The organism is Robertmurraya massiliosenegalensis JC6 (genome assembly GCF_000311725.1).
Classification (GTDB): domain Bacteria; phylum Bacillota; class Bacilli; order Bacillales; family Cytobacillaceae; genus Robertmurraya; species Robertmurraya massiliosenegalensis.
Genome location: NZ_HE978515.1, coordinates 64876 through 79109 on the forward strand (window position 1 = coordinate 64876; position 14234 = coordinate 79109).

A 14234-nucleotide genomic window follows, 5' to 3' on the forward strand; every position below is an offset into this window, starting at 1 on the left:
CCTTTTCAATGTGCTATAAACTACATACAAGCTCACATCACATATATTTCATTTAAGTCTACATATAACTTTTCATATTCCTTTGCAGATTTTTCCCAGCTATAATCTAGATTCATGACCCATTTCACAAGAGCATTCCAATTTTCTTCGTTACGATATGCATTTAATCCACGAGTGATAGCATCAAATAGATCGTCCCCGTTATACTGCTCGAAGACGAAACCATTTCCCTCACCAGTTGAGCAATCAGAAATCGTATCACGCAATCCCCCTACTGCATGAACAATTGGGATCGTTCCATATCTTAAAGCAATCATTTGCGCCAACCCACAAGGTTCACTTTGAGATGGCATTAAGAAAAAGTCTGCACCTGCATAGATTTTTCTGGCTAAATCTTGATTAAAGCTAATGAGTGATGCAACCTTCCCTTGGTATTGCTCATGAAGCCATCTAAAATAATCCTCATATTTTCTTTCGCCAATTCCTAAAACAACTACTTGAACATGTTCATTCATCAATTTCTCCATCATGGACGTAATTAAATCAAGCCCTTTATGGGAAACAAGTCTGCTAACAATGGCAATTAATGGCGCTTTTTCATCGATTGGAAGGTTAACAAGTTTTTGTAATTGAATTTTATTTTCCTTCTTTTTATCAATGGAATCTTTATCATAGTTTGTAAAAATAGCAGAATCTGTTTTTGGATCATAAATCTCTGTATCAATTCCATTTAATATTCCAACCATCTTATGTTCATTTCTCTGAATTATCGAAGCTAAGCCTTTTGCGAAATAATCATATCTCAATTCAGAAGCATAATTAGGGCTAACAGTATTTACTTGATGCGCCGTTTCAATGGCGGCTTTCATTAAATTTACTGCTCCTCTGTATTCAAGAATTCCGACAGCTTCTTTTTGTAAGCCAATAATATCTTCAATCATGCTTAAATCACTTATCCCTTGGTATTCAATATTGTGAATCGTAAATAGGGATTTTAACTGTAAGTCATGATGGGTAAAATGAAGGTATACTGGAATTAAAGCGGTTTGCCAATCATGACAATGCACAATGGCTGGTTTAAAATCCATTAAATGGATGCTTTCTAACACCGCTTTACTAAAAAAGGCAAACCGTTCACCATCATCCCCATATCCATAAGGTACAGTTCTTCTAAAGTAAAACTCATTGTCAATAAAATAATAAATGACTCCATTTTTCTCCATTTTAAATACACCACAGTACTGTTTTCTCCATGATAGGGAAACATCAAAGTGACCGAGAAACTGCAACTGACTTCTATCCTCAGGACGAATCGTTTCGTACAGTGGCAACACAACACGTATGTCAAATTGATGACTATCTTCCTTCATAATTGCTTTAGGGAGTGAACCAATTACCTCCCCAAGACCACCTGTAACAAAAAATGGCGCTCCTTCAGAAGCGGCAATCAGAATATTCGTTTTATCTTTTCGAGAATGATCTTCCATAGAAAGCTCAAGTGCATTTACCCCTGCTTTTTTAGATGGAATTCTAGCTGTTTCATCATCTCTTAATCTTTCATTGACGATTTTAATCTGCCAACTAACGTCTTTTTCAACGGTTACTCCATTTTTATTCATAATTTCTTGTTTACTCATTTTCCTTCACCACCAAAGGATTTTAATTTTAAATAATTTATATAATAGCTCCTTTGTCAATAAAAAAAGGATGTGTTTGATGTCCACATAGCATTCGATTTTCCCCAATAATGACATTTTTATCGGTAACAATATGATTCAATGTTGCATTAATGCCAATTTCACTATCTTGCATGATAATACTGTTACTGATTGTTGCCCCACTTTTAATCTTAACACCTCGAAAAATCACGGAATTTTTGACGGTCCCATTTATAATGCAGCCATCTGCAATAATTGAGTTCTCAACGACTGCATTTGCCCCGTATTTAGTCGGGGAGGAATCATTTACACTTGTATAGATTGGACGATATACTTTACGGAAAAGATCCTCGCGTACAGAAAGATTTAAAAGATCTAAATTACATTTCAAATAACTTTCTAACGAATCTACATATTCGGAATATTCTTTGAATTCTACTCCTTTTATCGTAAAGTCTGCCGAATGATCTCCGCAATAATCAATTAATCGTTTGTAACCGTAATTCACAGCTTGCATAATATGACGTTTTAAAAAGTCTTTTTGAATGATCATTGTTCCTAAAAAAAGTGCTTCGCCTTTTTTCGTATGCGACGAATCTTTTACCTTTATGACTCGTTGTGTTTCATCCAATTCAAATACGGTCCGTTTTCCTTTCCAAATACCATATTCACTACTTCTTTTATATAAAACCGTTACATCCGCATGATGTTCAACATGATTTTTAAGAATGTCAGCATAGGATAAATTACAAACGACATCACAGTCAGATAAGATGACGTATTTTTCATCCGTCTTATCCAAATAGTACATAATCCCTTTTAATGTATCTAAGCGATTATCGATTGGGATAAGGCCATCAGCATCGTCTCCGTATGGTTGAATAACACGAATACCGCCTCTTTTTCGCGCCAAATCCCAAGCCTTTCCGGTTCCGATGTGATCCATTAAATTTTGATAATTTCTTTTTGTAATAATCCCAATCTTATTAATGCCTGAGTTGGTCATGTTTGATAGAACAAAGTCAATAAGTCGATACCTTCCTCCAAAAGGGACTGTAGACATGATTCGTTTTTTTGTAATTTCTGGTACATGCTTATCACCTATATTAGAAAAGACAATCCCTACTGCGTTCATTCGATAGCCTCTCTTTCAATTAAATTAGCATGAATGGCACCTTCCGTTTTTCTTGAGATCGCAAAGCCTTTAGAAAAAGGTTTTTCTAAATACTTTAAATACATATTGCTATCGATAATCTCCCCGCTATGGATAAATGTATTTTCTTTTACCTTCACACCGCTGCCTAATACCGTTAATTCTCCTCCTGCCATCTTATCCTCGCCGATTTTCACATTTCTTCCTACTTGAACACCTACATCGACTATACTGTAATGGACCGATGCCCCCTCTTTAATATCCGTATTTCTCATCACAACACTATCCTTCACCACTGCCCCCTTCTCAACCGTTACACCACTAAAAAGGACCGAGTTCTCAACTGTACCATGTATTTCACAACCTTCTGCAATGACACTGTTCGTCACCGATGCCCCAGTTCCTATATAGTGAGGGTGGTCTGGATAATGACGATAGCTAATTTTCCATTTATGATCATTTAAATCAAGCTTCGGATTTGCTCCTAAAAGGTCCATGTTGGCTTCCCATAAAGATTGCAGGGTACCGACATCCTTCCAATACCCTTGAAACGGATAGGCAAATAATCTCTCTCCTCCAAGCAGCATAGAAGGAATGACATTTTTACCAAAATCCTTAGAAGAGTACTCATCTTGCTCATCTTCTAGTAAATAACGATACAATGCTTCTTTCTTAAATATATAGACACCCATCGAAGCCATATTACTTTTTGGCACGGCTGGTTTCTCTTCGAATTCATAAATCCGCCCATCATCATACGTATTTGTTATCCCGAATCGACTTGCTTCCTCAAAAGGAACAGAAAGAACAGCAATCGTACAATCGGCATTTTTTTCAATATGATAGTCAAGCATTTTACTATAATCCATCTTGTATATATGATCCCCTGACAGGATAATCACATATTCAGGTTTATAGCGATCAATGAAATTCATATTTTGATAGATAGCATTGGCTGTTCCCTTGTACCAGTCTCCACCTTGTACGCCTTGATATGGGGGAAGGACATGGACACCACCGTAAGTCCGATCGAGATCCCACGGTTCGCCATTATCAATATAATCATTAAGTTCAAGCGGCTGATATTGGGTTAAAACACCCACGGTATCAATTCCAGAATTAATACAGTTTGATAGGGTAAAGTCGATAATGCGATACTTCCCTCCAAAATGCACTGCAGGTTTTGCAATTTGCTTTGTGAGAACATATAATCTACTTCCTTGCCCACCAGCAAGGAGCATCGCTACACATTTCTTCTTTCGAAACATATTTCTCTTCCCCTTTCCTTTTTTCTAAATTTTCACTTTATTTCGCTCAACATGTTGGAAAACAAGTGTTGTTAAGGGTGGTAAAGTCATAGAAATATATTGCTCATACCCATGCATCTGCTCATCTCTCGTTCCTAGTTGTTTTCGATTACGAATACCAGAACCACCAAATTTTTTCAGATCAGTATTAAAAATTTCTTTGTAATTTCCTTTTTTCGGCACTCCTACAAAATAATCCTCCCACAACACTGGAGAAAAATTGACAATAATTATCAAATCATTACCTTCTTTATCGATTCGTCGAAAGGCAACTATATTTCGATGATGATCATTATGACAAATCCACTTGAATCCCTCTTGATGACAATCTAACTCCCAGAGCGGGGAATTCTGTAAATAGAAGTGATTGGCCTCACTAAAAAAATGTTGAAGCTTTTTATGGGATTCATATTTTAATAGAAACCACTCAATCGATTTTTCACAATTCCATTCAATGAATTGGCCAATTTCAGCCCCCATAAACATCAGTTTTTTTCCGGGATGACAAAGCATATATAAGAGAAAACTTCGTACTCCAGCAAACTTTTCATGGTATTCTCCTGGCATTTTATCTAATAATGAACGTTTTCCGTGGACTACTTCATCATGTGAGATGGGTAATATGAAATTTTCTTCACAAGCATACATAATTGGGAAAGTTAATTTGTCTTGATGATATTGGCGTGCAATTGGATCAATTTTAATATACGATAATACATCATTCATCCAGCCCATATTCCATTTAAAATTAAAGCCTAAGCCGTCGAAGGATGGGGGAAGTGTAACACCTGGCCAGGCTGTTGATTCTTCTGCTATCATCAAATTGTGAGGGAAGTTGGTTAGTACAGTATGATTTAACTCCTTAATGAACTCGATCGCTTCTAGATTTCCATCTCCTCCATATATATTAGGCTTCCATTCACCAGCTTCTTTGTTGTAATTCAAATAAATCATAGAAGCAACGGCATCCACGCGTATCCCATCAATATGGTATTTCTCCATCCAAAAGAGGGCATTAGAGATTAAAAAAGCGCGCACTTCTTTTCTACCAAAATCGAATATTCTTGTTCCCCATTGCTTATGTTCCTGTTTATAAGGATCTTGATACTCATACAAGGGCTGACCATCGAATTCATATAATCCGTGTGCGTCCTTAGGAAAGTGAGCAGGGACCCAGTCCATGATAATGCCAATCCCATGCTCATGAGCTAGATTAACAAAATACATGAAATCCTCTGGTTTTCCAAATCTTGATGTCACACTATAATAGCCACAAACTTGGTAGCCCCAGGAAAGATCATATGGATGTTCGGTTATGGGTAAAAGCTCCAAATGAGTATAACCCATTTTTTTCACATATGGGATCAGGCGATTGGCCATATTTCGATAATTTAAATACTGATCATCATCAGTTCTTAGCCAAGATCCTAAGTGTACTTCGTAAATATTGAGTGGACTCTCATAAATATTTTGCTTTTCTTTCACCCTTTGCCAATCTTCGTCAGTCCATGAAAATTTATTTTCGAAGCGGTACGTAAAAGAAGCCGTCTGTTCTTTCGTTTCACTATGAAATGCATATGGATCAGCTTTCAAAAGTATACGTCCATCTTTTGTCAAAATGGCGAACTTATATAATGAGTACTCCGCCAATCCTTCAATAAAAAGCTCCCATATTCCTTCTTCAGTTTCCTTTTCCATCGGATGGGACTGATGATTCCATTGATTGAAATCTCCGACGACAGAAACAGATTTTGCATTTGGTGCCCAGACGCGAAAGACAAAACCTGATTTTTCTTTATTTTCTGTAAAATGAGAACCTAAATAATCATATGCTCGGAAATTCTGTCCATGGTGAAACAAGTATTTAGCTAATGACATATCCTCTTTATATTGCTGCAATGTTTATCAGCTCCTTTACGACATCACTTAAAGATTAATCACCTGAGTCGATTTCAAAATGTGCGAAAATTAATTAAAAAACGAACATTTCTAATATTATTCATTCGAACCGTCCTAATTCATATTGATTACAGTTAAATTCGTTCGTTTTTTACTTAGAAGTACAATGATGAAATTGATTTACCAAATAAGCAAACCTAACAATATTAAAATTATAATATGAATATTATTGTAACATTTATGTTAGCATTATTTGTAAATTTTGTGAGAATTTCTTACAAAGATTTCATAAATAGACGTACATTTGTAAGAAATTATTTGGCATAATGACAAAAGCGTAAAAAAGACACCAACGCTTTGGTGTCTTTTTGTACTCTATTTTGTTAACGTCTCAATTAATTGCTGTGAGAACTTTCGCGTGTTTTCGTCCATATTTAATAAAAATTGGTCTTTTTCTTTTTGCCTATTTGATTCCTTAATAATCGCCATTTCCTTATGAATTCTTTCCATTTTTCGATCTAACTCTGAGGCAACAGTCGCTGCATCTTTAAGTTCCATGATTAAGTCTTTCGGAACTTCTTTATTGTATTTATAAAAAATCTTATGCTCCAAACTAGCCCAAAAATCCATCGCAATTGTTCGAATTTGGATTTCTACAGGGACGATTTCTTCTCGATCAGACATAAATATAGGAATCTCGAGGATTAAATGGAGGCTCTGATAACCATTAGGTTTAGGATTTGAAATATAGTCCTTACAAGATATTAACTTTACATCCTTTTGCAGTTGAAGCATATTACTAATTTCATATATATCTGAAATAAAAGAACATGTAATACGAATTCCCGCTATATCCTTTAGATTATCTTTTATGGAAGAAAGGGTTAATGGATGCCCCTTTCGAAGCATTTTTTTGAAGATGCTTTCAGGTGTTTTAACACGAGATGAGACATGCTCAATGGGATTATAGTCATGAATATAATGAAACTCTTCTTTCAATATATTAATTTTTGTTGTCATTTCATCAAGGGCAAATTTATACGCCATCATAAATCTTGTTAATTCAACTTTTACATTTTTTAGATTGATCATATCCATTTCAGTCACTCGTCTCTTGAATTATTTTTTAACTGCAAAAGTTTTTCAGGTGGGAATACTAAGCGACAGATAATCTTTGCAATCGCTGGAAAATTAGGTTCCTTTCCACTTTCCATATGCATTTCTGGAATTTTTTCAAGCAACGCCATGATTGTCCAAGATATCGTGTCAAGATTTAGGTCATTCCATGTCAACTCATGTTCCTTCGCTTTTTTCAGTCCACTATATATTTGCTCATGTATTTTTCTTTTCGCTTTTCTGATCATTTCAGCAAGCTCATGATCCCTGCTAACTAACTCAGGGAGAACACGATGCAATCCAACGCTACTTAGTCGGTCAAAATGCTCACTTATAAGGGACGATAGAAAATACTCTGGATCGAGATTGTTCCAGTCTGGTTTAGGAGGCATCAATAGATCAAAATTTTCTTCTAACAAGGACATAAGTAGCTGCCTCTTATCAGAAAAATAGCGATAAAAAGTCCCTGTAGCTACACCAGCATGAAAGGCGATTTCTTTCGCTGTTGTTTGATCATAACCCTTTTCCACAAATAAGATGCTTCCACTTCTAAGTAATGCCTCTCTTTTCGCTTGAGCCCGTGCTTGCTTTGGAATGATTGGAAAAGGACCTACAAGTTGACCCTCATCTTTTTCAGTCATTTTAGCCACCTCCTGTTCATTATATCATAAAAGATGAACCAAAGTTCATCTTTTATAAAAAGCGTTGTTTATAACAGTTGTTTTTGATTGATATTTTACTAGTACCTGATCTATAATAAAAAAAATCCAACTGTGTCAGCTGGATTGAGAATTGCTCTGTATGACATTACTTAACTTTTGGAGGGTAAAAAAATGACAAAAACCCCTGATAACAAGAAAATAGCAGTTGACTCCCAAGTTTCATTAAAAGGATTAGTTAAAGCCATTTTCAATGATACGATACATGTACAAATCGGAGGAAAAGTCATCACCATTCCGATTGCCGATTTAAAAGGAAATAAATTAGAAAATAATATGTAAGCCATTTTAATACCATTTAAATATCTACAAGCCTACGAGTTTTCGTAGGCTTGTTTACATTTATTTCCTTATTACTTGTAAAATCTTTTCTTTCTCTCTGTTTGCACATATTGTCGCAAGCTTAATCAAGTCATCCATAGCTCTTACATCATCGAATGGGATCTCTTTCCCCAAATCTTCATTAATTCTTACATACTTTTCCTTCAACAATTGTTGACACTGATACGAAATAGATTCAGAAGATAAATGCAAGGCTAAATCGAGTAGCTTAGGTGTTACTTTAAAAGAAGGAAGGTGAAAAGGCAGCCATTCCTTTGCCCCCCAATCTTTATGCTCCTTTTTTGTAAAGTCAATATGCTGTTTCCCTGTTCCGATCGAAACAATTGTCATATTGTCAATCTTTTCATTAAAATGATGCATCAATTCCGTCAGGCAAACTAACGAAGGATTGTTTGCCCATAAACCACCATCAATCGAAAGAAATTTATTTGCCACGTTATTTGGTGGAAAATAAACAGGTGCTGAACATGAGGATAAGACAGCATCCCATAACTTTAAAGACAGATCGTTTTCAGTTCGTGCATGACCGAAATTCGTTCGGTGCACATATGGATTTCCATGTGTCAAATCAACCGCTGGAATGAGCAATGGCTTCTCTATATCTATCAAACGGTAATCTCCAAAGGCTTTTTGGAAAAAACGCCTTAAATAGCGATCACTGTACACCGTCTTAAAGAAACCAATCTTTGCCTGCCTTAAAAATATTTTTTCGGCATATCTTTTGTAAAGTTCAAGAACCTCACTCATCTTTTTATTTAAGGCAACTGACGCAGCAATGATCGCACCAGTGCTTGTTCCTGCTATCACGTCAAACGCTTCCCCGACAGGCTTTCCAAGTTCCTTTTCAATTTCATCTAAAATGGCAACAGCAAACACACCACGTATTCCTCCGCCATCAATGCACAGAACTTTCATACCGATCACCTTTTAAGTTTGAAATAGACTTACCCTTTTACTGTTTTCACTAATTGTTCTAGCAATTGAATGATTAGGCGAAACGCAGCATCGAATGTCATATCTTCCGAAAAATCAGTTACATAGTTTAATGTAAAATTGACATTCCATAGACCATCGCCTTGATCAAACATTAAGTCATATTTTATATCATTTCCATTTAATTCATGATCTAAAAAGGCTCTCATGACTGGCTCTTGCTTTTTTTGAAGCTTTAATCCAAGCATCACATCATAATTTCCAAAAACATCATCGAGCTCAATCGATAATGAATCAACACCTAGTTCATTTAACTCGTTTGCTTCAAAGTAGACAAACTCATTTTGATGATCTTTTAAATAGCTAATTTTCGTTTGTAAAAATGCGGCATCTTCTTCTGCTAAAAATTCTTCCGTTTCTTTATCAGAGCGCTCAATATATAGATCTATCATGATTTAGCTCCTCCTCTATATGACTTCCTGTTTACTCCACTACTTGAGTTTTTCTTTTTTCCATAAGAGCGTTGTTTACTCGATTGATCTTGACCTCTTCCTTTTTTACTAGTGCTACTTCGTTTTTCTTGAGCAGATGTTGTCCTTTTTTCATCCTGTTGATTCGAGCGTGGATTTTTTTTCTTGCCAGACCGAGATGGCTTTTGTTTCTTCCCCTTTGTTTCCTGCCGATTTTTAAAATCCATTTGTGAGGATGTTTTTCTAGATGACCCCTGTTTTGAAGAATCTTTGCCGTCCTCTTTCTTTTCTTGACTATTGCCGATATTTTGCTTTTGAATACGGATATCTAGGTCAGACTCAATTTCATCTAGTGTCTTACGATCTGCTGATGAGTACAGAGTGACTGCCATTCCCTTCATTCCAGCTCTCCCTGTTCTTCCAATACGATGGACATAGCTTTCACTATCCTGAGGGATATCATAGTTAAATACATGTGTAACACCTTCAACGTCAAGACCTCTTGCGGCAACATCAGTGGCTACTAATATTTGGATGTCAGCATCACGGAATCGTTTCATTACTTGTTCTCGTTTTGGTTGCGATAAATCCCCATGTAATTCATCACAGGAAATCCCATGTGCTTTAAGGATTCCTGTTAATTTACTCACTCTTCTTTTCGTGCGGCAAAAAACGACTGCCAAAAAAGGGCGGTGCATGTCAATTAATTTGATTAATGTCCCTTGCTTTGCTCGATCAAAGGTATGTATTGCGACTTGCTTCACCGTAGTAGCAGGACCTTGAACTTTTTCCACTTGAATGAATTGGGGATCGCGCATATGCTTCTTCGAAAGCTTGCGGATTTCCTCTGGAATCGTCGCAGAAAATAATAACGTTTGTCTTGATTTTGGTGTTTCGTTAATAATTTCCTCGACTTCATCAAGAAAGCCAATATGAAGCATCTGATCCGCTTCATCTAGAACGAGAAAAGAAACTTCACTTAGTGACAACGTCTTTCTACGAAGATGGTCTAATAATCTTCCTGGTGTCGCAACAATGATTTGAACATGGTGTTGAAGCTTCTTTAATTGCCGTTCTACATCTTGTCCACCATATACTGAGACAACTTCAATCCCGTCGAGGTTCTCCACTAATTTGTTTGTTTCTTCGGTTATTTGTAGCGCAAGCTCTCTTGTCGGTGCCACAATTAGCGCCTGAATATGCGGAGAATTTGCTTGAATTTTATCCAAAATAGGCAGAAGGAACGCAAAGGTTTTCCCAGTGCCCGTTTGTGCCTGTGCAATAACGTCCCTTTTATCTATTATCATAGGAATGGCTTGTTCTTGAATGGGAGTTGGGTTAACAACGCCATACTCACTCATTTTATCGACCAGTTGTTTGGAAACTCCTAAAGATGAAAAACGATTCATATCGTAAAAACCTGCTTTCTTATTTCCTGTTTCTTGCTTATTTTGCCGTTTTTTCTTCAAGAATGCAAGATTTCTTATACCAATAAAAAAAGATTGGCTATTAGACCAACCTTTTTTACCAGAAAGATTTATTCATTTTTAGATGGAATTCTACACCCATCATCAGTACAGGTCGTGTCATTACTGTCAGAAGATAGTTCTTCGAACATTGGCGTGTTCGATTCTTCCTCCCACACCTTTTGCAACGCACCCTTGAATGTTTCTAAAGGTTGAGCACCAGATATCGCATATTTCTGATTAATGATAAAATATGGAACACCCGTTATTCGATATTGCCTAGCCACTTCCTCTTCAATGCGAACATCATGACTGTATGCCGTTTCGTCCTGTAGAACTTCTAATGCTGCATCTCGTGAAATGCCTACTGATTCTGCAATATCAGCTAATGTCTCATGATCACTTAAATTTTTTGATTCTGTAAAATACCCGTAAAGAAGTTTTTCCGTAATTTCTTTCTCTTTCCCAACCGTTTTAGCATATTTGGCCAAACGATGTGCATCAAATGTATTAGTGGGCTTCATTTGCTCAAAATTAAAGGTCAAGCCAACAGTCGCAGCTTGCTGTCCAACCCCAACGTTCGCTTCTTTTGCTTGTTCAATTGACATGCCATATTTGCTTGCAAGTGCTTCATGGATTGACATTCCTGAATTTTTCGGAGCATTTGGATCTAGCTCAAAACTTTTAAATTCAACTTCAATTTGTTCTCTTTGAGGAAATTGATTAATCGCTTCTTCTAGACGTCGTTTACCAATATAGCAAAATGGACAGACAAAATCAGACCATACTTCAATTTTCATGTCTACACCTCTTCAATCATTAGTTTTCACGCATTTAAATTAGCCATCTTTAATACAATTGGACAGTGATCACTTCCAAGTATTTCATGGTGGATTTCTGCTTCTTCAATATGATGCTCTAATTGTTTGGATACAATGAAATAATCAATTCTCCAACCAATATTCCTTTCACGAACTTTACTCATATACGACCACCAAGTATACACATCCGTCTTGTTAGGATATAAATGGCGGAATGAATCAACAAATCCAGTCTCAAGGAGTTTCGTCATTTTCTCTCGTTCCTCGTAGGTGAAACCAGAATTACCGATATTCGATTTCGCATTTTTTAAATCAATTTCTTCATGAGCAACATTTAAATCTCCACAGTAAATAACCGGTTTTTTTGAATTTAATTCAAGAAGGTAGTCACGAAGCTCTTCCTCCCACTGCAACCGATAATCAAGTCGAGATAAATCTCTTTTTGAGTTTGGGGTATAAATATTAACCAAATAAAAATCGGTGAATTCTAGGATAATACTTCTTCCTTCTTCTTGCGTATCTCGTTCTCCGATCCCATAGCTAACAGACAGGGGTTTTTTCTTTGTAAAAACAGCTGTACCGGAATACCCTTTTCTCTCTGCATAATTCCAATACTGCTCATATCCGTCCAATTGCAGTTCAATTTGACCTTCCTGCAGCTTTGATTCTTGTATACAAAATATATCAGCATCCACCTCGTGAAAATAATCAAGAAACCCTTTTTTCACACAGGCACGGATACCGTTTACGTTCCATGAAACTAATTTCATTCCTGTTCTCCTCATTTAACATTTTAATGTATTCCACTTGAATCAATCTATTTCCATTTAGAATAAGTCTACTATACTATGAAAGGAGTCGTTTATCGAGTAATTAAGATTGATCAATAGATCATCTTCACTTTTTAAATGATAAAAATTTGACTAAACTGGTGAGTATCAGCAGTCGAAATAGGAGGGGCAAAATATGAGACGTATTCTTTTTATGATATTGGTTGTCTTTCTTATCGTGATTGGGGCTTCGTATATAGAAGAAGGAGTAAAGACTGAAGCTAAGGATGATTTTCAAACCTTTATCAAAAGTGGGGAACTTCAGAATATAGCCGCTTCAATTTTAGTAAGCTTTCAATCACTATTCGAAAGGATTAAAGATCAGGTGGACCCTTCACCTGAAGGTACGCCGCAAGAGGACGTAGAAAAACCAGTACTATCTGTACCATCTGAGCAGACCTTTTCCATTCATAATGTTCAAATAGGAGCGCAAAAGGAAGAAGTGGAAGCCATTCTTGGAGAACCACAAAGAAGTTCTAACAATGAATATGGACATAACTGGTTTACCTATCATCAAAACTATCAAAATTTTGTTCAAGTGATGTATAACCATAACGAACAAGTGGTTGGTCTTTTCACAAATCAAGATTTAATTTCATCCGCCAAAAATATACATTTGGATACAACTAGGGAGTATGTTCTCGAACAACTTGGTGCCCCATTAACTCGGATTCAAAAAGGCTTTGTCTACTATCAGCTCCAAGATGATGCCAACTATGACGTCTTCCATTTAGATGAAAGTTTTGTAACCGTTTTTTATGATATACATGAAGGAAACACTTTGACCTCACTTCAAATCATTCATGAGGATTTAGAAGGAGATAAAAAAAGTTTTTATGCATCAGCCAGTGAACCGTTAAAAGAGGGATTCGAATGGCAGATGTTTGATTTGACTAATGCAACGAGGGTCCAACATGGGTTAGGTGTACTTACGTGGGATGAGCGTGTTCGTAAGACAGCGCGTAAACATAGTGCCGATATGGCTGAGAACGCTTATTTTGATCATACAAACCTAAAAGGACAATCTCCCTTTGACCGAATGCTCGCAGATCAAATTACCTTTTCAGTTGCTGGTGAAAATCTTGCCTACGGGCAGTTCAGTAGCATTTTCGCCCACGAAGGACTCATGAATTCAGAAGGACATCGTAAAAATATTTTAAAAGCAGAATTTGATCATTTAGGGGTTGGCGTTGCCTTCAATGACGAGTCTCATCCCTACTATACGCAAAACTATTTTTCACAATAAAAATGAGAGGCTGCGATGATAACGACTTTTTGATTCTAGTTTGGAGTGGATAAATTCCCTCGACTTGTGGATAAAGGTTCGTATAAACAGTTGGCGTATCGGCATGAAAAGATAACAGGAAAAATTCCGCTTAATGAGCAACCATCATGAAAAAAAGCTGAAATAACAGGAAAATTTCCTGCTATTCCCTCAAAAAATACCAAAATAAACGATTTTGCCCTCCATAAGCGGAAAATCTTCCGTTATTTTCCCTAAAAGGGAGTCCGTTGAGGAG

13 protein-coding genes are annotated in these 14234 nt (G+C 36.5%); 2 read left to right on the forward strand and 11 right to left on the reverse strand.

Annotated features, from left to right (window positions below; translation table 11 throughout):
• Positions 1-32: 32 nt before the first annotated feature.
• The 6 genes from BMSHG_RS16670 to BMSHG_RS16695 form a co-directional block, all read right to left on the reverse strand.
• On the reverse strand, positions 33-1637 hold the full coding sequence (locus BMSHG_RS16670) for a glycogen synthase (protein ID WP_019155598.1): 1605 nt from the start codon (positions 1635-1637) through the stop codon (positions 33-35).
• 37 nt (positions 1638-1674) lie between these two features.
• Positions 1675-2793 (reverse strand): glucose-1-phosphate adenylyltransferase subunit GlgD, encoded by a 1119-nt coding sequence (gene glgD / locus BMSHG_RS16675; RefSeq protein WP_019155599.1) that lies wholly within the window; start codon positions 2791-2793, stop codon positions 1675-1677.
• Entirely contained in the window at positions 2790-4079 is a 1290-nt protein-coding gene (locus tag BMSHG_RS16680; protein WP_019155600.1) for a glucose-1-phosphate adenylyltransferase, read from the reverse strand. Before BMSHG_RS16680 ends, glgD begins: the two co-directional genes overlap by 4 nt.
• 24 nt (positions 4080-4103) lie before the next feature.
• Positions 4104-6017 (reverse strand): 1,4-alpha-glucan branching protein GlgB, encoded by a 1914-nt coding sequence (gene glgB / locus BMSHG_RS26435; protein ID WP_019155601.1) that lies wholly within the window; start codon positions 6015-6017, stop codon positions 4104-4106.
• A 375-nt stretch (positions 6018-6392) separates the two neighbouring features.
• Positions 6393-7115, reverse strand: coding sequence for a GTP pyrophosphokinase (locus BMSHG_RS16690; RefSeq protein ID WP_034659076.1), 723 nt, complete (start codon positions 7113-7115; stop codon positions 6393-6395).
• A 5-nt stretch (positions 7116-7120) separates the two neighbouring features.
• Positions 7121-7774, reverse strand: a complete 654-nt coding sequence (locus tag BMSHG_RS16695) for a TetR/AcrR family transcriptional regulator (protein WP_019155603.1) — start codon at positions 7772-7774, stop codon at positions 7121-7123.
• Positions 7775-7966: 192 nt separating this feature from the next.
• On the opposite strand from BMSHG_RS16695, the gene BMSHG_RS28745 reads away from it, so the two are divergent.
• A complete protein-coding gene (locus tag BMSHG_RS28745) occupies positions 7967-8134 on the forward strand; it encodes a hypothetical protein (RefSeq protein ID WP_019155604.1) in 168 nt (55 codons plus the stop codon).
• A 60-nt stretch (positions 8135-8194) separates the two neighbouring features.
• On the opposite strand, the gene BMSHG_RS16705 is transcribed toward BMSHG_RS28745, so the two are convergent.
• From BMSHG_RS16705 to BMSHG_RS16725, 5 genes are all read right to left on the reverse strand, one after another.
• Positions 8195-9109, reverse strand: coding sequence for a CBASS cGAMP-activated phospholipase (locus BMSHG_RS16705; protein ID WP_019155605.1), 915 nt, complete (start codon positions 9107-9109; stop codon positions 8195-8197).
• A 29-nt stretch (positions 9110-9138) separates the two neighbouring features.
• Positions 9139-9579, reverse strand: coding sequence for a hypothetical protein (locus BMSHG_RS16710; protein WP_019155606.1), 441 nt, complete (start codon positions 9577-9579; stop codon positions 9139-9141).
• Positions 9576-11006: a DEAD/DEAH box helicase gene (locus BMSHG_RS16715; RefSeq protein ID WP_026073495.1), complete on the reverse strand. Its 1431-nt coding sequence runs from the start codon at positions 11004-11006 to the stop codon at positions 9576-9578. Before BMSHG_RS16715 ends, BMSHG_RS16710 begins: the two co-directional genes overlap by 4 nt.
• Before the next feature lie 128 nt (positions 11007-11134).
• Positions 11135-11863: a DsbA family oxidoreductase gene (locus BMSHG_RS16720; protein WP_019155608.1), complete on the reverse strand. Its 729-nt coding sequence runs from the start codon at positions 11861-11863 to the stop codon at positions 11135-11137.
• Positions 11864-11889: 26 nt separating this feature from the next.
• Positions 11890-12654 (reverse strand): exodeoxyribonuclease III, encoded by a 765-nt coding sequence (locus BMSHG_RS16725; RefSeq protein WP_019155609.1) that lies wholly within the window; start codon positions 12652-12654, stop codon positions 11890-11892.
• A 196-nt stretch (positions 12655-12850) separates the two neighbouring features.
• On the opposite strand from BMSHG_RS16725, the gene BMSHG_RS16730 reads away from it, so the two are divergent.
• A complete protein-coding gene (locus tag BMSHG_RS16730; protein ID WP_019155610.1) occupies positions 12851-13960 on the forward strand; it encodes a CAP domain-containing protein in 1110 nt (369 codons plus the stop codon).
• Positions 13961-14234 lie beyond the last annotated feature (274 nt).